The organism is Pseudoalteromonas sp. S1650, from assembly GCF_005887195.1.
Lineage (GTDB): Bacteria > Pseudomonadota > Gammaproteobacteria > Enterobacterales > Alteromonadaceae > Pseudoalteromonas > Pseudoalteromonas simplex.
Genome location: NZ_PNDF01000093.1, coordinates 1 through 20,109, shown reverse-complemented (window position 1 = coordinate 20,109; position 20,109 = coordinate 1). Strand labels below are relative to the sequence as shown.

The window sequence follows — 20,109 nt, the reverse complement described above, 5'->3', positions numbered from 1 at the left end:
GGTTGTGCGTACTTCTCAATATTTATTACGTACAGCATTAATTGTTTTTATCAACGAGTATTCATATTATTGCTAGCACCTAGCACCTAGCACCTAGCACCTAGCACCTAGCACCTAGCACCTAGTACCCTTTCACATATATTTTGATCAGTTGCCCTTACTTAAATTCAGGTAACTGATCTTTTCCAATCAATAATTCAATACTCCTGCTTTTTCCAGTAACTGATGTTATAAATTTCTTCTTCTTAAGAACTGAAATCATTGAATGAACACTTGAAGATGCGGTTCCAAAGTAGCGCTCAAAATCACTTTCAGCAGGCGCAATCCCATTCACTTTTGTGTAGTAATAAATAAATGCTAAATACTGACCTTGCTTTGCTGTAAACCGTGGCGACTCTTCTTTATTCATAATGAACTTTTACCCTAATCAACGATCCTTTAACTCATATAAACTTACTTAATATTGTTATGAACCGAAAGTATATTGTTGAATTATCAGAAGAAGAAAAACAAGAATTAGTAGACTATTGCAAAAAAGGCATGGTCAATGTTCGAAAGTACAAGCGGGCTGCTATTTTGTTAAAAGCTGACTGTTGTAGATATACAACAGAGCAAATATGTGAAGCTGTTCAGGTGAGTTCTTCAACCGTATTTCGAGTCAAACGCCAGTTCGTTGAAGAGAATCTAGCGGCAGCTATGAATGAAGGTGCACGAAGTGGTGCTATGAGAAAAACCTCTGCGAAAGATGAAGCAACGTTAATCGCCACAGCTTGCACTAAGCCACCAACAGGTCACGCTAGATGGACATTATCTTTACTTGGAGAGCGATTAGTTACGTTAACCGATTTAGATAGTATCTCGTATGAAACAATACGGAGGCGCCTTAAAGAGAATGCACTAAAACCATGGCAAAAAAAGATGTGGTGTGTGGCGACAATGGATGCTGAATATATCGCGCGGATGGAACATGTGCTCGAGTTGTATGCTGAGCTAGCAGACGAGTTAAACCCTATAATTAACTTTGATGAGGCGATGAAACAACTTGTAGATGATACTCGACCGGCACAACCAATGAAGCCGGGGCAGACTAAGCGGTTAGATTATGAATATAAACGTGTAGGTGTGGCCAACTTATTTGTATTCTTCGATCGCCATCGAGGGTGGCGGCATGTTAAAGCAACAGAAAGAAAGACGAAAATTGACTTTGCTAATTGTATGAGGGATTTAGTTGATCTTCATTATCCACATGCGAACAAAATAAAAGTTGTGTTAGATAACTTATCAACTCATACAGAAGGAGCGTTGTATAAAGCATTTTCTCCACAGGAAGCACGGCGGATTTTAAATAAACTAGAATTACATTACACACCAAAACACGCAAGTTGGTTGAATATGGTCGAGATAGAGATTGGCAATATGAATAAGCAATGTTTAGATAGACGTATAGCAAGTATGGAAGAACTAAAGACAGAACTCGCGGCCTGGGAATGGAGCCGGAATAAAGAAAGAACAAGTATAAACTGGATGTTTAATGTTGAATTAGCTCGTGAAAAACTTCAGAGTGCTTATGGTGCCCTCAACTAGTCAGAACTTGTGTGATGAAGTACTAGCACCTAGCACCTAGCACCTTCTGTCTTTTTCCTTGCCACTTTCCCCTTGCTACTTTCACCTTTCTCCTTTGCCTGGGTGTGCATATACGCACAGAAGCTGTTCGTTTTACGCTATTTTCATTACATCAATCCTAAGCTAAGCTGTACCTAGTTTCACGATTCTCATGGGAAATGAGTATGTTAAAGAATTCAAAGTCAAGTTATGGCTGGGTGGCCATCTTAGTGCACTGGTTAATGGCACTTGGGGTGTTTGGTTTGTTTGGCTTAGGCGTGTATATGGTTGAGCTAACCTATTACGACGCTTGGTACAAAGGCTCTTTGGACTTGCATAAAAGCGTTGGTATTACCTTAGCGGCATTATTGCTGTTTCGATTTGGTTGGCGCTTGTTAGGCACCCAACCTGAGCCTGTTGCAGGCAGTTCAAAAGCAATGAATCGAGTTGCACACTCAGCCCATAAACTAATTTATTTAGCTTTAGTCGTCATTGTGACATCAGGCTATTTAATTTCTACGGCTGATGGCCGTGCAATTGAAGTATTTAATTTATTTGCTGTACCGGCATTACCAGAGTCGGTGGCGAACCAAGAAGATATTGCAGGTAAAATTCACTTTTATGCCGCGTATGGGCTAATAGCTGTGGTTGTTTTACATGCTTTAGGGGCACTAAAACATCATTTTATCGATAAAGATAAAACCTTAATTAGAATGATCAAACCATTGAAGGATGATTAACATGAAAAAATTACTATTAGGCACAGCACTAAGTGCTGCACTTTTCTCAACAGCAAACGCAAATGCAGCTGACTACGTTATTGATACAGACGGTGCACACGCATTTGTAACTTTTAAAATTAAGCACTTAGGTTACAGCTGGTTACATGGTCGCTTTAATACTTTTTCAGGTGATTTTAGCTATGACGATAAAGCGCCTAATGCATCTAAAATCAATGTAACGATTGATACTAAAAGCATCGACTCAAACCATGCTGAGCGTGACAAGCACTTACGCGGTAAAGACTTTTTAAATGTTGGTAAATACCCAACGGCAACATTTAAAAGTACCTCAATCAAGTTTGATGAAGACGGTGATGAAGCAGATGTAACAGGTGAATTTACCTTAAATGGTGTGACTAAAACCATTACTTTTGAAATTGATAAAATTGGTGAAGGTAAAGATCCATGGGGTGGATACCGTGTTGGTTTTGAAGGTGAAACAAGCCTTAAACTAGCTGACTATGGTATCGACTACAATCTAGGCCCTGCTTCTACGCATGTTGATATCGGTTTATTCATTGAAGGTGTGCGCAAGTAAGCACCATTAATACGACTGCCAATTCGCATAACTATGTGGATTAGGAAATTAAAAGTGCCGCTCAATGAGCGGCACTTTCGTTTCTATCTTTTAACCTTTTTTCTAAAATGGGCTGTAAATTATCAGGTAGCCAGCGAACTAAAACATCATGAAAAGCGTTTGTATGAGCTATTTTTTCAAGGGTTTCATCTAGTAGTTTTACCGTTTCTTTGCCTTGTTTGTTATTTGTACAACCTATATAACCAACGCTTAATGCCGGTGCTTCGGCGAGTGTCAGTTGGGTCAATTCATCTTTAAAGCCCATTGAGTGCGCCAAATAGTAATGTTCGCTAGGGTAGCCAAGTAATATATCAATGCGCTTCTTATGCAGCATATAAGTTAAGCTTGCGAGTGTATCTCTGCCGGGGCGTGAGATAATGTTAGCGTCATGGCTTTCGTTAATCACGCTATCTATATCGGTGCCAAACGAGCGGCTCATTGATACCCCTAATGCCAAGTGTTTTTCGTTTAATAACGACTTTAAAGACACGGGTTTTGTCACGTCTAACTTAAGTTTTGTGGCTAACTCTTTACGTATGGCAATGGAGGGTGATAAACCCACTGTTGAAGTGTGCTCTGTAAACTGAATATGCTGCTTACGGTGCTCGCTTTGATATAACGACAGCATACAGTAATTGTTGTGTGGGTTTGATAGTTCATGCACGGCACGACTAGCCGGCAATAAAGTGCGTTTAAATGAAACCTCTGGCAGAAATTGCTCTAGTAATTTGATCACACTTTCGTCACGACCAGTTCCTTCATATTTGTCATTCATGATGTAGTAGGGAGCAAAATCAACCATGATCCATTCGATTGACTTCGGTTGCTTGGTTGCAGCAACTGGCAGGCAGAAAAGTAATAGTAAAATAGAGCACGTAAAACGCATTTTTACTACCTATTTGTGGGCTTAAAATATAAGTGTAGCAGGAATTTAGCTATATGCAGGCTGGTGATGAAAAACTAAAACGCCAGCGTATTGGCTGGCGTTTATCGGTAGGGTTTAGTTGGCTTTTAGCCACTTCACAAATTGGCGTGCATCACTGGCCTTTTGGAAGATGGCGTTTTTTAAGCCCTGCGTGTCACTAAAAATTACACGCTGTTTATTTACCGAGATTGATTGCACTGGGTGTGCGATCTGGATCAAAGATCCGTTGTATTTATATGACATAATAAAACTCACTCTTTCTTTTGTCTGTGTCTGTAGAGCTTTAATAGGCATTTAAAAAATACAGACCGACATTTGTTGTCTTGCTAACAGTGTTGACTAAGTTTGTGACAGTTTGGTGATGATTTGAAAATTCATCAAAATGTCATTTAGCAAACGAGTTGCAAGTATTTATACGAATATGCGGGAATTACTGGATCAAGGTAAGGGGTTAACCGCGTGGTTTCTAAAAACCAGACAAGTAGAGTACTGTAAGAATTAACTAAGCGCAAGGTTTATTTTTTAAACATCAAAAATAATTTCTGGATGTTTTATAGAAACGGGCGTATTGTGATTAGGCACAAAATAACAATAAGAAGTATGCATATGAATTACCTTTTGGTGTCAGATATATTTGGTAAAACAGCGCATTTATCGCTGCTTGCCCAGCAGCTTCGCGGTAAGGTGAGTCTTTGCGACCCTTACCAAGGAGAAATTCAGCTCCCTATAAATGAGCAGTTTCAATACCAGCATTTCTTAACACAATGCGGCCATGATAGTTATTTTGAAAAAGTACATTTAAAAATGGCTGCTATTCGTCAGCCAACCACGATTATTGCATTTAGTGCAGGCGCTGCTGCCGTTTGGCGAGCTCAAGCAGAGTTAAAAAATTCATTCATTAAAAAAATTATTGCCTTTTATCCATCCCAAGCCAGATATCATCTTGAGCTTGAGGCTAACGTCCCTTGTCGATTTATTTTTCCTCACAGTGAAGAGCATTTTGATATTAAGCCTGTGGTTGCTTCATTAAAAAGCAAAGCAAAGGTGAGCTGTGAAATAGCCGACTTTGGTCATGGTTTTATGAATCCGTTATCTGAAAATTTTAATCAGTTTGGCTATCAGCAATTTACAGAACAACTGTTAAAAGAAAGTTGTCATCTAGAAGTTACCACCAACCATTAAAAACTAGTCTATAGTCATTACTAAACAATAATATAAGTAATAACTATGACGGACCAAGAAAATTACAGCCATTTCTTATCTAACCCGGTTGCTAAACCACCTTGTCGAATGATCAATGCGCAAATGTACGGATTTTTTGTTGCAGGGTGTGAGCAAAAAATGCAGCAGTATGTTGATGCAACTTTAAATTTACTAGCAACCGAATCAACCTCGTTTAATGTGTTAGGGAGCACGTGTTTACTTACCTTCACTGATATCGAAAAAATCTCTTCGTTAACGCCACCTTTTTCAGATCATGGCTGGATGCAAGAAACCGATATTATTATTTGGCTCCCAGTCGCAAAAATGCAAGGTGGTGACATTAGTCATTTATATTGGTATCCGGCATTTATTAGCGTCAATAACATTTATGCTTTAATTAATGGCCGAGAAGCCTGGGGTTATAATAAATACCTCTGTGAATATCAAATGCCTGCGACTGTGAGTGATGCGGGCGCCTTTAGCATTTCTTTAGAATGTTTTGATGTGTTTAACCCAGACTCTAAATTAGCGATGCATGAGCTATTAACCATTGAGCAAACGCAGGCAAGCACCAAGGAAAACCTACTCGATAACTTATCGCATTTTTCTAAACACGTGACAGATTTATTTGATGCGCAAATTCAAGGCATTGATTTATCACTTCTTAAACAATTATTAGACGGGTTTATTCATCCGCAGATGGATCAGATTTTGTTTAAACAATTTCCCGATGGTCAAGGAAATAAAGCCGTTTATCAAAGCGTGGTTCACTCACCATCGTTAATCAAAAAAATTCACCAATTAAAACTTTTACACAATGATTTTAGTTTGGATGTAAAAGCCCTTGCGAGCTTTCCTCTGAATGACATGTTTGGCATTGCACTTGGCAAACAAGCGGTTCATTTACCCTTTTACGTCAATATGGACTTTGACCAGCTTGGCGCAACACAACTGTTACCGGTACAGGGGTAACCATGGAAAAAGAAAAAATTACCATTGTCGGTGGCGGTGTTGCAGCGATGACCGCGGCAGTGTATTTAACCGAGCAAGCTAATTGGCAAAGCCAACGCGAGATTACCATTTATCAACAGGGGTGGCGCCTAGGTGGTAAAGGGGCGAGTGGCCGAAACGCCCATTTTGGACAGCGAATCGAAGAGCATGGTTTACATGTTTGGTTTGGTGCCTACGTAAATAGCTTTCGCACCTTAGAAGGGGTGTATAACGCACTCAATCGACCTGCTAGTTGTTCATTGGCTACTTGGCAGCAGGCATTTAAACCACACAGTTTTATTGCTTTACAAGAGTTTATTGATAACGAATGGCAAACTTGGCCGATAGATTTTCCTACCGTTGAAGGGAACCCCGCTGATGGCAGCCTAGATATAACAGTGTGGGACTTTGTCACCATGACATTAGCATGGCTAAAAAAATGGACCGAAGGTATTGTGCATGTTTGTCAGCAGCAAGACGCTAAAACCACTTTAGTGACTAAAAAGTCACGGGATCAATCGTTACTCAAACACATGTATCAAGAAATCAAAGCAGACATTGATACCCATTTAAATGGCGCAAAGAAATTCATCGATGATATTGAAGCAGGCGCAACTGAAATTGCCTCGAACCCACGAACATTGATAACTCATTTGCTGCAGTTCACCGAAAAGCAGGCCACCCATACAGATAAACAGGCCGATCGATTGGTGATTTGGTACATCGTCAGAAAGTTAAAACGTTGGTTTAAAGACCAAGTTATTGATTTACTGAATGATAACCCAGAGCTGCGCAGACTTTATATTTGTGCTGATCTTGCGATTGCAATGCTTACTGGACTGATCAAAGACAAAGTATATCGCGACGGTTTTGGTGTCATTAATTGCTACGATTTTCGTCAGTGGCTCGAAAAAAATGGTGCTAACAAAACTTACAGTGTCGATTCAGCGCCAGTGCGTGGCTTTTATGATTTGGTGTTCGCATACCCTAAAGGTGACTTTAATAAACCCAATGTTGAAGCAGGCGTTGCCGCCCTTGCCATGTTACGTATAGGTCTTTGTTATAAAGGCGGCGTGATGTGGAAAATGCAAGCTGGGATGGGCGATGTCATTTTTGGGCCAATTTATGAACTTTTAAAGCAGCGCGGCGTTAAGTTTAAGTTTTTCCATCAGTTAACTAACTTAGCTGCAGGGCAAACTGACCAAGGTGAACAGCTGGTAAGTGAAATTGAGCTTTGTCAACAGGTGAGTTTAGTTGGCCAAGATTATGACCCGCTCATTGATGTAAAACAGCTGCCATGCTGGCCAAGTGAGCCTCTGTATGAGCAAATCAGCTCTGAACAAGCGCACTTATTACAAGAATATCAAATCAATTTAGAGTCATTTTGGAGTAATTGGCCTGAGGTGTATCAAGAGCACTTTGGTACCCCATTGCCAACAGTGACACTTCGCCATGGTATTGATTTTGACACACTTATTTTAGGTGTATCGGTTGCCTCACTTGAACACGTGGCCCCTGAACTTTTAGCTATAGATTACGCGCTCTCACAACAAGCTACAAAAGTACAAAGTGTAGCGACTCAGGCTTGCCAAGTATGGTTGAATAAAACCGACCAACAACTTGGCTTTACGCAAACCAATGCCGCTCATGAAGGACCTATTTTAAGTGGCTTTGTTGAGCCGTTTGATACCTGGGCGGCAATGGGCAACTTGCTCGATAAAGAAGGTTGGCCAAGTGAAAATGCGCCCGTGAACATTGCCTATTTTTGCAGTGCATTTAGCTGCGAAAACTATCCACCTGCCAGTGCTTATCAATTCCCAGAGCAAATGAAAGCCGAAGTAAAATCAAATATGCATAATTTGTTTAGTGCAGATATGCGGCCACTTTGGCCTCAAGCCTATATTGATAACAAATTTGATTGGCAGGTTTTTTACAGTGATCCGCACAGCATTTTACCTGCTCTCGAGCAACAATACTGGCGCGTTAATGTTGATCCCAGTGAGCGCTACGTCTTATCTGTGGTTGATACAAGTAAATACCGCCTAGCTACTGATGGCAGTCAGTTTGTCAATTTGCGCATCACTGGCGATTGGATAAAAACCGGTGTTAATGCTGGCTGTGTTGAGGCTGCTGTAATGGCCGGTATGCAAACAGCGCGGGCAATATGTGGTTGGCCAAGCGAAATTAGCGGAGAGCATGCATTCGAAAAAAGTTAGGGTGAGCAAAGTTATAAATAAGTATGCGTATAAGTCATGAATTTTCATGATTTATATGCGACTTTAATCTATTGTTTGGTCTATACTTACCACTAAATTACAACAATTTAACAAGTTTCCCTCTTTTAAGGTCTAAAAGCCAATGAAGCGACCCTTTCTGAATGATCCTAAATTTATGATGATGTCGAGCACCTGCTTGGCAGCATGTGTAATGGCAAGCGCTGTTGCACAAGGAGCTGAGACTGAAAAAGACATGGAAGTTATTAGCGTTTATGCACAAAAGCGTCCGCAAGCAATTGAAGATGTGAGTGTAGCGGTAAGCCAAGTGGATGGCGAAATTTTAAAAGCTCAGCATTTTAAAGATTCAACTGAAATTGGCTTGTTTGCGCCAAATGTTAAAATCACCCAAAACGCCGCAGAAGGGACGCCTCCCGCTGTGAGTATCCGTGGGGTGGGGTTACTTGATTACAATACGGCGAATACCTCACCTGTTGCTATGTATCTTGATGGCGTTGCGGTGGGGTCTGCTAATAATCAAATCGTTAACTTGTACGATATTGAACAGCTCGATATTTTACGCGGCCCGCAGGGTACCTTGTTTGGTCGTAATTCTACCGGTGGTGCAATACTTATACGCTCAAATCGCCCTGAGTTTGATAGCTATGGCTCGTTGACATTAGGTGTTGCCAACAATAATGCCACCAGCGTTGATGGTATGTGGAACCAGCAACTATCAGGTTCCAGTGCATTACGAATTGCGGTTAACTATCAAGACTACGAATACTCAACAAAAAACACTTATGCAGACTCGCCAACAGCAGGCATGGAGCAAAAAAATGCCCGTGTGTCTTTTTTGTCTGAGTGGGATGAGGTTGATCTTTACCTGCAAGCGCATATTGAAGATTGGGATGGTATTGCCCAGCCAGTTGGTAGTATTGGTATTGTCGCAAACCCTTTAACGGGTGAGCTGTGTTCACCAGCAGATGCGGGCTCAACACGCTGTTTTGATAACTTTGGTTTTAATGATGGCAGTGATGACTTCTTTGCGGTGAGCGTCAATAACGACTCACCTCATAAATCCGATGGCTACGGTTTTATTGCTGAACTGAATTGGCATTTAAACGAGCAAAGTACATTTACTTCACTGTCGAGCTTTAACGATTTAGAAAGAAGCCACGCTTTTAACTGCGATGGCTCCCCAGCTCGTTTGTGCGAAGGGGTATTAGGGTTAGATACCCAACTATTCAGCCAAGAATTCAGGTTATTAAACGAACTTGCTGATTACACACTCACCAGTGGTATTTATTTTGCCGATGAGACAATTGAGCAAGATAATTTAAATGATATTTTGCGTGATTTCCGGGGTGTTTTACCGACAAATTTAACCGCGACCTTTATCTACGATAACGAAATCAAGATGCAAAATTTGGCTGTATTTAGCCAAATTGAAGTGCCTGTCGCAGATAAATGGATGATTACAGCCGGTCTTAGATATGACTATGAGTCACTTGAGTATGACTCAATCGCCACCTTAAATGCGGTGGTTGATGTAAACGACTTAGATGGGGTAGTGGTACCATTTTATCGCGTTACCGATGAGCAATCGGATAACGGTTTTACCGGGCAATTTGCCGTTAATTATCGCTATTCAGATACAAGCAATCTTTATTATCGTTTTGCTAATGGTAGTAAAAGTGGTGGCTACAATGGCGGCTTTTTGTCATCCGAAGAACAAGCAATCTTGGCAAACTATGGCAAAGAGCGCTTAAATGCCCATGAAATTGGCTTAAAGTCGTTCTGGCCTGGGAAGCAACTTAGAATGAATTGGGCGGCGTTTTATTATGATTATAACGACCAACAAGTGTTTATGAACCAAGCGTCAGAAACACCGCAAATGCCCCCAGTGCAATTACTTGAAAATGTGGCTGATTCAACTATTTACGGCCTTGAAACTGAAATTAATTACCAAGCAACTAAACAATTAGCCATGCTACTTTCAGTAGGCTATATCCCTCATGCTGAATTTGAAGAATACGTTGATCCACTTGGTAATAGTATTACCGATAACCAACTACCATTTACTTCTAAATGGAATGTATCAGCGGGGTTAAAATACGACACCAGCTTGGCGTCGTATCCGTTATCGGCCAACATTATTTACGATTATCAGTCTGAGTTTTATTTTGACCAGAACATGAACCCATATGCCCGCCAAGACGGTTTTAGCATTGTTAATGCGCATCTAAAATACGATGTTGAAAATTGGTCATTTACTTTATGGGGCAAAAATTTATTTGATACTGAATACAGTCAGTTAAAGTTCGATTTAAGCTCGTTCCTAGGCATGCTTGAAGACTTTAAAGGGGAAGGGCGTCGCTATGGCTTTGATGTTTCACTGCAATTCTAGTCGTTGCCATCTCCACACTGGTACAGGGGTTTTGTGAATGCGGTTTAAGCTGTATTTTAGTACTCTGCTGTTTTTGTTGTTATTAAGTGTCTCGGCTAATGCACAAGAGACGTTTGTCTACACCGATGCTGTGGCTGATCAAAATCTTCATGATGTCGGTGATGTGTTTACGGCGAACGATAATATGTTCCCGCAATCAGTGGCTGAAATTGATACTTGGCGAGCCAGCAAAAAGCCACAATCTCGAATAAGCTCGGTTGGTGGTAGTTATTGGTTAATTGTTGAAATTGAAAATCAAAGTGATATTGAAGATTTAGTGCTTTATCCGTATAACACCTTGGTTTCAAAAATAGAAAGCCGCATTTACGATATCACTGATCCAACAGCCCCCATACAGCACTTTGTAACGGGTGGTAAAGAGCCAAATCAGTTTGCATTCCACTATGGTAATCGTTTGTCTCTTGAGAAAGGCAAGCGCTATACGCTTATTACCTATTTTGAAAGTGACTACTTTTATACCCCTGCAAAGCTAGTATTAACGCCATACCAAGATTATTTTCAGAATATAACCGTTGAAAATATGGTCATGATGCTCTGCTTTGGGGTGGGTATTGCGCTTGGCTTATATAACTTATTAATTTATTTGGTTTCCCGTGATGTGACACATCTTTACTATGCATTATTTACTGCATCTTGGGTGTTTGCTTGGAGCCACTTTTTCCATATTTCGGATCAGCTATTTGGTTACTATAATCCTCACCTTCATTGGCTTGGCTTTGCGCTCACGCCATTAACCAATATTCTGTTTTACAACAACTTGCTTAAACTCAAAGAGACATTTCCAAAACTGGCGCAATTATCATTGATGGTGGGTGTGATCGCGACCTTGGGTATACCGTTTTGTATTTTATGGCCAAGCTTTGGTTTTTATTGGTCAACGTTAGTGACGGGCGTTGCTTTATGTTTAGGCTTATATATAGGTATTCGCTGTATGCTTATTGGCTTTAAGCCAGCGCGATATTTTGTGCTTGCTTACATAGCCATGATGCTACCGAATATGGTAGGTAATTTAACTAATTTAGGCTTGCTGCCAGCAACCTCCATTAATTTATATTTATTGGGTTTGATAGGCACCGCTATGGACGCTATGTTGCTTGCGTTTGCTGTGGCCGATAAGTTTAGACTGCTTCACGATGACAACGTAGAGCTCAACAAAAATCTAGAAGAAAAAGTCCATTTAAGAACGTTGGAGCTTGAAGAACTCGCCTCAGAGCTTCGCGATGCAAATGAGGCTAAAAGCCGTTTCTTAGCGAATATCAGTCATGAAATTCGCACCCCAATGACGTCAATCATTGGTTATGCAGATGGCATTATGCTCGGGGATATTAAGCCCCATGAGCGCAACCATGGAATTGGGGTTATTTTGCAAAATAGTCGTCATGTTCTTGGATTAATTAACGATATCCTCGATATGTCGAAGATTGAAGCTAACAAGCTCGAAATTGATTTAGTCGAAACGGACTTGTTTGCCACGATTGCCAATATAGAGTCGCTCATTGGCAAGCAAATTCGCGATAAGGGCTTAAAGTTCAGTGTCGATTATCAGTTCCCATTACCAGACTACTTGATTACCGATCCGAGTCGATTAAGGCAAATCTTATTAAACTTAACAACCAATGCCCTTAAGTTCACGCAAGTTGGGCGTATAACCTTAACTGTGAGCTGTCACAACGATAAGTTGTCAATTAGTGTAAAAGATACTGGCATTGGTATGACTGAAAAAGAGCAGCAGTTGTTATTTAGTGCTTTTTATCAAGCTGATTCGAGTATTTCTCGGCAATATGGTGGTACTGGGCTTGGTCTTAATATTTCAAAGAGCCTTGCGCAGAAGTTGGATGGGGATATCAGCGTTAAAAGTAATGTCGGCTCTGGCAGTGAGTTTATTTTCACTATGTCGGTGTACACCACAGACAACACTCGTTGGCTCAATGATATGAGCGAAGTTAAACTTGTTGAAACCTCACCGTTTAGTAAGCTTGATGCGCCAGAGAACCTAAAGGGCAGGGTATTACTTGCCGAAGACCACCCAGACAACCGACGTTTAATTGCGCGAATATTAGAGCGTATGGGGCTGACAGTGACCACCGTTGAAAATGGTAAAGACGCAGTACAAGCAACCCTCGAAGACAGCTTTGACCTTATTTTGCTCGATATTCAAATGCCGATTATGGACGGCCAAGAAGCTTTAAAAATGATGCAAGCAACCGGAGTAAGCGTGCCTATCATTGCGCTAACAGCGAATACTATGAAGCATGAAGTGACGCGTTATATGAAGCAGGGCTTTAATGATTTGATTGCAAAACCAATCGATAGAAATGCCTTTAGTCATAAAATTGCCAGTTATTTAGAATGCGATGAGTTAGCAGATATAAAGTTGCCTGAAAAAGAGTTTCAGGCATTAAAAAATGATTATATAAAAGGGTTAGAGACACAGTACAAAGAAATGCTAGAACAATATAAAAAAATGGATTTAGAAGGGTTCAGCAAAAATGTGCATATGCTCAAAGGTGCAGCTAATATGTTTGAGTGTGAAATGCTGTATGTAAAAGCAGTGGCTGTCGATACGGCCTTAAAAGAGGATACTGTAACCTTGGATACCCAGTTAATTGGCTCATTATTTAATGCGATGGAAAATGAATTTACCAAGGTAACCCATTGATTGTTTGAATAGCGGCTATTTATTTGTAAGCACAGACAAATTAGCTATTTCTTGATATTAATATTGTTAAAACTCTTTGCTGAGAAGGCATGATGCAGTATCAACATATTTCAGTCCCCTCGAGCGGCGCGCAAATTACGATTGATAGTAAGGGCCAATGGCATATTCCTGATAACCCGGTTATTGCTTATATTGAAGGCGATGGTGTGGGTCAAGATATTAGCCCGGTGATGCGAGATATTGTCGATGCTGCGGTGAGTCATGCTTATCAAGGTGATAAACAAATACATTGGATGGAAGTGTTCAATGGCGAAAAAGCGGCAGCATTATACGACGGCGACTGGTTCCCGCAAGAAACCCTGCATGCCGTTAGACAGTATAAAATTGCCATAAAAGGGCCGCTAACAACCCCCCTTGGCGGTGGTTTTCGCTCATTAAATGTGGCTCTTCGTCATGAGATGGATTTATTCGTTAACATGCGGCCTATTCGCAGTTATCCGCATTTACCATCGCCATTAAAAGAGCCTGAAAAAACCCAAATCACAGTAATACGCGACAGCTCAGAAGACGTTTACTCGGGCATTGAGTGGCAGGCTGGCAGTATTGACAACGAACGTATGCTTGATTTCTTATGCCAAGAAATGGGTGTCACCCGACTTCGCTTTGATAACCAATGCGGCATTGGCATTAAAAATAGCTCGAAAGAGGCAGCAGAGCGACTAATGCGTTACGCCCTCAATTTTGCCTTTAAAGAGCACAGTGAATCACTGACTGTGGTACACAAAGGTAATGTACTTAAATTTACCGATGGCGCCTTTAAACGTTGGGCATTTGCCCTAGCAGAGCAAGAGTTTAACGCTGAAGCGCATGAAAATGGTCGTTGGTTAGTGATCAAACGAGACAATCAAGATGATTTAATCATTAAAGAAGTGATTGCTGATAACATGCTACAACAAGCGCTGCTCACCCCAGAGCAATTTGATGTGGTGGTAACAACCAATCAAAACGGCGATTACTTAGCTGATATGCTAACCGCACAAGTTGGTGGGGTAGGTATTATGCCTGCGGCAAACTTAAATAATGAAGTGGCCTTCTTTGAACCGACTCATGGTACATTTAATCGCATCGCCGGGGAAGACAGTGCAAATCCAACAAGCAGTATTTTAAGTGCGGTCATGATGCTACGCTTTATGGGCTGGCACGAAGCGGCGAATAAAATAGAAAAAGCCCTAGAAGAGACGCTTAGCGCAAATGAAATGACGTTTGATTTGGCCAATTTAGTAGCCGATGCGACGATGCTTAGTTGCAGTGATTTTGCAAAAAGCATCATCGCGCGAATAAGTAACTCAAATAATGAACCATATTAAGCGGCATTGGCGCTTTTAACTGCGTAGACACATGGTTTACCTGTTAACTGTGCTGCACGTTGATAAATGTGCTCTGCACCTGGCTCATTGCTTGTCATGCCTGTTAATGTATCCATTAACGCAACCACTAAAATAGCTGGTACTTGGCAGCAGTATTCATCGAGCACAGCAGTTGTTGTTTGTGCATCAACATGACAATGCGGATGAGTGCGTACTGTGCTATATGCTTTTAACAGTGTGTCTGCTTGCAGAACATCATCATCTTGATGTTTGGTTTTACGACATTGGCAACCAAACTCATCAACCATGGTTGCCAGTGTTTGGTAAATTTCTTCGCAAGCTAAATCGCTTTTTTTACAAAGCTGCTGCTCGATGAATGAGTGTAATTGACCATTGATGTAAAGGCCGTCCTGTTGAGTGAATTGCGCTGAAGTTTCCATAATCATTTTCTCTTTGTTTATGTGCTTAACATCACTCTAGCCCTTCACTCATTATTAATGAAATTGTTGTTTTCAATAACTGATATTGATTTTATCAATATTATGCTGTTTTTAGCGATCAGCCACAGTACTGGCAAAGGCAAGTAGCTCTCTACGCAGCCACTGATGCGGGTTTGCGTGATGTAGCAAAGGGCTCCATAACATTTTTACTTCAATAGGAACTATTTGAAATGGCACTGGACTTATTACCAAATCAGTGTGTTTTGCTAGTAACATGGCTTGGCGGCGGGGCAATGTGGCTATGAGTTGAGGTGATTGGCAAAGGAGGCTCGCAACCATGTAATGGCGGGTGAATACGCGAATATTGCGGGTTTGTTCTAATTGCCATAATGCCTCATCGACCCAGCCGAGTTTTTGGCTGCCTGATTTATTTGTTACTGCCGCTTCTACGCCCCAACCAGCCCGATTCACCCAAATGTGTTCTTGAGCAAGGTAGCCTTCAAGGTTTTGCCGTTGTAAGTAAGGGTTGTCTGGGTGTGTTAAGCAGCAGTAATTGTCTCGCCACACACTGGCTTGGTGGAATGAGCGGGGCAGGCCGTTAAAGCGATTAATGGCAAGGTCGATGGTGCCTTTTTCCATATCTTGAAGGTTAACATCGCTTGGGCTCAAAATATCAAAGTTAAGCCCCGGATTTTTTGCAAGCTGCTGAGTGATAAACGGCGCAATAAGGGTTGATTCAAGGTAGTCGTTTGCCATGATCCGAAACGTAATATTAGCTTTGCTCGGGTCGAATACCTCACTTGGCTGAGTAATTTCCTCAGCCATTTTTAACAGTGATTCTATCTCTGGTTTAAGGCTGAGCGCTTTTGCCGTTGGCGTCATTGTGCCAGCGGCTCTCACTAACAATGGATCATCAAACAAATCTCGCAAACGCTTAAGGGCGTTACTCATTGCAGGTTGAGTCAAAGCCAGTTTATTGGCGGCTTTAGACACACTTTGTTCATCAATGAGGACATTTAAATACACCAATAGGTTGAGGTCGACGTGCCTAATATTCATTTGATCAATCTTATTTATTATCTTTATTAATTACCTAAATTAAAGCGCGCTTGCTATTGTGTGTAAACAAGGCGACTAAAATAATCAGCATAAGCGATAAAAATAATGCCACAGCAAAGTTCACATTTGGCTGTTAAATCACACAGCGAACAGTTAAATCAGGTCGTAGCGACTAAGCTTGCCCGTGCGGTGTATGCTGGCTTTGAGGCTATGTTTGCAGAGTTTTTAAATATAACTCTCGGTGCACAAAGTCGTTTTGAACAGCGCCAGTGGCATCAAGTTCAAGGGGCTATGAAATCGCGATTGCAAGTTTACGAAGGGCAAGTAAAAAAGGTAAGCCAAGCGGTAAAAATTATTGCTTATAGCGAAGTAGACGACCCAGCGCTTTGGTTATTAGCCAAACAAATATACGCAGAAATGGTGCAAAGCCATGAAAACCAGCCCATTGCTCATACCTTTTTTAACTCAACCTTTGGTGCAATTTGGGACTCACGAAAAATCCGCAATGTACACTTGTTTGTACTAAAAGCACGATATCAACTGGGGCCAAGACCCTTTGATTCATTGGTTAGCCGCATTTCCCTGCAAAATGGCTTTGAAAGTGCGATTAGTAGCTTGATTAAACGCCATGTGTTTCGCTCACAATACGCTGATTTTACTGATGATGTTGCCATGTTACAGCGTACCTTGATTGCTGGAGCGAAACAACAATGCCCACAAGTTTATGAGCTGCTTGCTCTCAACGATGGCTATATTGAATACGCTAATTCATTGTTTTTTAGAAATAAAGCGTGCTACATCATAGGTCGTTGTATTGCTAAAAATGGCGATAACATGCCATTTGCGATTGCGCTATTAAACAGTGAAAAAGGTCTTCACATTGATGCTGTGATGATGGGAGCTGATCAACTCAGCTTGTTGTTTGGCTTTGCGCGTACTTATTTTATGGTCGACACTGACCAACCCGCCCGATATGTTGATTACCTCAGTGTTTTAATGCCTCATAAGCAACGGTTTGAGCTGTTTAATGCTATAGGCTTTATCAAACACGCAAAAACCGAGTTTTATCGTTATAAAGTTGATACCACCCGTAATAGCCCCGTTGACGATAAGTACACACTTGCGCCGGGTACGCCGGGCATGGTGATGTTGGTATTTACCACCCCAGGCTCAGATTATGTGTACAAGGTAATAAAAGATAAATTTAGTGCACCAAAAACAGCCACCAAACAACAAGTAATGGCCAAGTACGACTTTGTTAAACAAGCCGACCGAGTAGGCCGGCTAGTTGATACCCACGAATTTCGTTATTTAGCGTTTGATTTAAGCCGATTTAGTGATGAGCTTATACAAACAATGCAGCAGCAAATTGGTGACAGCCTTGTGATTTCGGGTAATGCACTTATTTTGCGCCATGTTTATGTAGAGCGCAAAATGACGCCGCTTAATTTGTATATCAACGACTGTGATGAGCGAAAACTTCAGCAAGTAATGGTTGATTACGGTAAAGCAATAAAAGAGCTTGCGGGGGCTAATATTTTCCCCGGTGATATGCTGATGAAAAACTTTGGTGTAACCCGTTGGGGAAGAGTGGTGTTTTATGACTACGATGAGATTTGCCCGATGACAGAGTGTCAATTTAGAGAACTGCCCAAAACCGATGACTCATTAGATGAACTCAGTAGCGAAAGCTACTTTGATATCGCAGAAAACGACGTATTTCCGAGCCAGTTTAAAGTATTTTTTAGCGCTAATAAGCGAGCGTTTGATCACTTCAATGCTGCGCATCAAGATATTTTCACCGCCACAATGTGGCAGCAATTACAAACTGCGATAAACGATGGGCAATTGCTTGATGTTTATCCTTATAAGCAGTCTTGGCGCTTTTCTTCGATGAGAGCTCAAATGAAAAAATCTCAACCTATAACTGTTTAATAGGAATATAGTGTTAGCGTATGCTATTGAAAAATTGCTAAGGAACGCACTATTAAAAACACACTGTTATTATCGAGTTTATTTATTTCGTCTATGGTAAGCGCCAATCCGTTATTAGGTAGCTGGCAATTTGTTGAAGGCAAATATGCAACCAATGACGGCTATGTGACGGCAAAAGCGCCAGAAATAACCTCAGTTAAACTGATTACACCCAGTCATTTTAGCTATATCACCCAAAAGCAAGGCAACTTTCATTATGCTGGTGGCGGCAAATATGTTTTGCAAGACCAGCAATTTATCGAAACTTTCTCCTATGGTAATGTACCTTCACTACTTGGTAAGACCATGGCATTTGATTACAAAATAGAAGGTGACTTGTGGCACCACACCTTGTATGAAAATGGTAAGTTAGTCGAAGCTGAGATCTGGCAACGAATTAAATAGAAGGTGATATGCGTTATATTAAGCACGAAGACTCACAGTTACATTTTGCGCAAACAGATAAACCAACCCTAAAAGATAACGAAGTTCTTATTGCTGTTGCAGCAATCGGCGTTAATCGCGCAGATTGTTTACAGCGACAAGGTAAATACTCGGCCCCAAAAGGTGACAGCGAAATTCTAGGGTTAGAATGCGCCGGTACTATTGTTGAGAAAGGTAGTGCAGTATCCGGTGACTGGCTTAATAAACGTGTTTTTGCTTTGTGTGCGGGCGGTGCTTACAGCGAGTATGTTGCCGTTGATGCTGCACAAGTGATGCCTTTACCAGATGAAATGACAATAGCAGAGGGCGCTGCTATCAGTGAAGTTTATTTAACGGCTTTTTCTGCCTTATTTCAATTTGGTCAGCTCAAAGCGGGGCAAACGGCACTGATCCATGCGGGAGCTAGTGGTGTCGGAGGGGCGGCAGTTCAAATGGCAAAACGCGCAGGCGCTCAAGTAGTGATAACTGCAGGTAGCGATGAAAAGTGCGAACATGCCAAACAGCTTGGCGCAGACCACACTATTAATTATAAAACCACTGATTTTGTAGAGTACTTCAAAGCCAATAATTTACAGGCCAATACCATTGTTGATCCTGTCTCAGGACGCTATTTAAATAAAAATGCTGCCGTTGCAGCAATGGATTGCCAAATTGTAATGTTAGCCTTTTTAGATGCGCGCTTTGCTGAGGTTGACTTTGCAAGGCTGCTTAGCAAACGTATTTCCTTTCATGCATCAACCTTGCGTAACCGTTCAATTGAATTTAAACGTGATTTAAAAGAGCAGTTTATTTCGCGTTTTTATGATGACTTGGCCAACGGGCTGTTCGATTGCAATATCTATAAAACCTTAAATTGGCAAGAAGCGAATGAGGCTCACCGTATTTTAGATAACAACGAAAACTCGGGAAAAGTGGTGATGTTAGTTGAATAACATCAATTTGCCCATATTATTGGTTTTATTAGTAGTTAAAAGTAAAGGTTAATATGAACCCTATTATTGCAATGCTCAAAGAGCACAATGTAAGTGACGAGAAAGTGCGTGAGCTGTTTCAAGCGTTTATGGAAAACCCAATGATGGCAATGGGTCTGGTTCAACAGTTAGGTATTCCACCAGAAAAGCTTCAACAGTTGATGGCATTAGTGATGACGCAGCCACACCTTATTAAAGAAGCAGCTGAATCAGTAGGTATCAGTGATGATGAAGTTGAGCAGGCCAAAGCGCAGTTCAAAAATCAGCAGTCATAAAATTAAATGATACGAATATAAAAAGGTTAGCTCTTCGGCTTAATGCCAGTCAGTTAAGAGCTGACTGGCATTTTCTTTTATAGGGATATTTATTAGGTTTCCTTCTTACCACCCTTGGATAATGCCTGTCTGGTAGCCTATCGGGTAAGATAAACAAC

At 41.1% G+C, this 20,109-nt stretch carries 18 protein-coding genes; 14 read left to right on the top strand and 4 right to left on the bottom strand.

The features are described from left to right. Positions 1-157: 157 nt before the first annotated feature. The gene (locus CWB80_RS20505; protein WP_138602336.1) at positions 158-409 is read right to left on the bottom strand and encodes a LexA family protein; all 252 of its coding nucleotides are present in this window, start codon (positions 407-409) and stop codon (positions 158-160) included. Between the two features lie 59 nt (positions 410-468). Here CWB80_RS20505 and CWB80_RS20500 point away from each other — a divergent pair, with 59 nt between their 5' ends. From CWB80_RS20500 to CWB80_RS20490, 3 genes are all read left to right on the top strand, one after another. Beyond that, on the top strand, positions 469-1,584 hold the full coding sequence (locus CWB80_RS20500) for an IS630 family transposase (RefSeq protein ID WP_138602334.1): 1,116 nt from the start codon (positions 469-471) through the stop codon (positions 1,582-1,584). Between the two features lie 203 nt (positions 1,585-1,787). Further along, a complete protein-coding gene (locus CWB80_RS20495) occupies positions 1,788-2,342 on the top strand; it encodes a cytochrome b (RefSeq protein ID WP_138602332.1) in 555 nt (184 codons plus the stop codon). Position 2,343: 1 nt separating this feature from the next. Then, the gene (locus tag CWB80_RS20490; RefSeq protein ID WP_138602330.1) at positions 2,344-2,922 is read left to right on the top strand and encodes a YceI family protein; all 579 of its coding nucleotides are present in this window, start codon (positions 2,344-2,346) and stop codon (positions 2,920-2,922) included. Positions 2,923-2,983: 61 nt separating this feature from the next. Here the strand turns inward: CWB80_RS20490 and CWB80_RS20485 are convergent, their stop codons facing one another. Further along, on the bottom strand, positions 2,984-3,847 hold the full coding sequence (locus tag CWB80_RS20485) for a TIGR02285 family protein (RefSeq protein ID WP_138602328.1): 864 nt from the start codon (positions 3,845-3,847) through the stop codon (positions 2,984-2,986). A 53-nt stretch (positions 3,848-3,900) separates the two neighbouring features. Here CWB80_RS20485 and CWB80_RS22610 point away from each other — a divergent pair, with 53 nt between their 5' ends. The 7 genes from CWB80_RS22610 (at position 3,901) to icd (ending at position 14,788) form a co-directional block, all read left to right on the top strand. Then, positions 3,901-4,047 (top strand): hypothetical protein, encoded by a 147-nt coding sequence (locus CWB80_RS22610; protein ID WP_171041566.1) that lies wholly within the window; start codon positions 3,901-3,903, stop codon positions 4,045-4,047. Positions 4,048-4,492: 445 nt separating this feature from the next. Further along, positions 4,493-5,068, top strand: coding sequence for an alpha/beta hydrolase family protein (locus tag CWB80_RS20480; protein WP_138602326.1), 576 nt, complete (start codon positions 4,493-4,495; stop codon positions 5,066-5,068). A gap of 45 nt (positions 5,069-5,113) precedes the next feature. Next, on the top strand, positions 5,114-6,061 hold the full coding sequence (locus CWB80_RS20475) for an acetoacetate decarboxylase (protein ID WP_138602324.1): 948 nt from the start codon (positions 5,114-5,116) through the stop codon (positions 6,059-6,061). Between the two features lie 2 nt (positions 6,062-6,063). Beyond that, the gene (locus CWB80_RS20470) at positions 6,064-8,295 is read left to right on the top strand and encodes an NAD(P)-binding protein (RefSeq protein ID WP_138602322.1); all 2,232 of its coding nucleotides are present in this window, start codon (positions 6,064-6,066) and stop codon (positions 8,293-8,295) included. Between the two features lie 142 nt (positions 8,296-8,437). Beyond that, on the top strand, positions 8,438-10,702 hold the full coding sequence (locus CWB80_RS20465; protein WP_138602320.1) for a TonB-dependent receptor: 2,265 nt from the start codon (positions 8,438-8,440) through the stop codon (positions 10,700-10,702). Between the two features lie 37 nt (positions 10,703-10,739). After that, positions 10,740-13,421: a 7TM diverse intracellular signaling domain-containing protein gene (locus CWB80_RS20460; protein ID WP_054552930.1), complete on the top strand. Its 2,682-nt coding sequence runs from the start codon at positions 10,740-10,742 to the stop codon at positions 13,419-13,421. A 92-nt stretch (positions 13,422-13,513) separates the two neighbouring features. Further along, positions 13,514-14,788 carry an NADP-dependent isocitrate dehydrogenase gene (gene icd, locus CWB80_RS20455; RefSeq protein WP_138602356.1) on the top strand — a complete coding sequence of 425 codons (1,275 nt, stop codon included), beginning with the start codon at positions 13,514-13,516 and terminating at the stop codon, positions 14,786-14,788. On the opposite strand, the gene CWB80_RS20450 is transcribed toward icd, so the two are convergent. Then, positions 14,785-15,228: a hypothetical protein gene (locus CWB80_RS20450; RefSeq protein ID WP_138602318.1), complete on the bottom strand. Its 444-nt coding sequence runs from the start codon at positions 15,226-15,228 to the stop codon at positions 14,785-14,787. The two genes, icd and CWB80_RS20450, sit on opposite strands and share 4 nt — an antisense overlap. A 111-nt stretch (positions 15,229-15,339) precedes the next feature. Continuing rightward, a complete protein-coding gene (locus tag CWB80_RS20445; protein ID WP_138602316.1) occupies positions 15,340-16,287 on the bottom strand; it encodes a LysR family transcriptional regulator in 948 nt (315 codons plus the stop codon). Between the two features lie 105 nt (positions 16,288-16,392). Here CWB80_RS20445 and aceK point away from each other — a divergent pair, with 105 nt between their 5' ends. The 4 genes from aceK to CWB80_RS20425 all read left to right on the top strand — a co-directional run bounded on the left by aceK (position 16,393) and on the right by CWB80_RS20425 (position 19,951). After that, positions 16,393-18,222, top strand: a complete 1,830-nt coding sequence (aceK, locus tag CWB80_RS20440) for a bifunctional isocitrate dehydrogenase kinase/phosphatase (RefSeq protein WP_138602314.1) — start codon at positions 16,393-16,395, stop codon at positions 18,220-18,222. A gap of 93 nt (positions 18,223-18,315) precedes the next feature. After that, positions 18,316-18,666, top strand: a complete 351-nt coding sequence (locus CWB80_RS20435; RefSeq protein ID WP_138602312.1) for a hypothetical protein — start codon at positions 18,316-18,318, stop codon at positions 18,664-18,666. Positions 18,667-18,674: 8 nt separating this feature from the next. After that, on the top strand, positions 18,675-19,637 hold the full coding sequence (locus CWB80_RS20430; protein ID WP_138602310.1) for a zinc-binding dehydrogenase: 963 nt from the start codon (positions 18,675-18,677) through the stop codon (positions 19,635-19,637). 53 nt (positions 19,638-19,690) lie between these two features. Further along, complete coding sequence (locus tag CWB80_RS20425; protein ID WP_054561248.1) at positions 19,691-19,951, top strand: DUF2999 family protein; 261 nt, start codon at positions 19,691-19,693, stop codon at positions 19,949-19,951. Positions 19,952-20,109 lie beyond the last annotated feature (158 nt).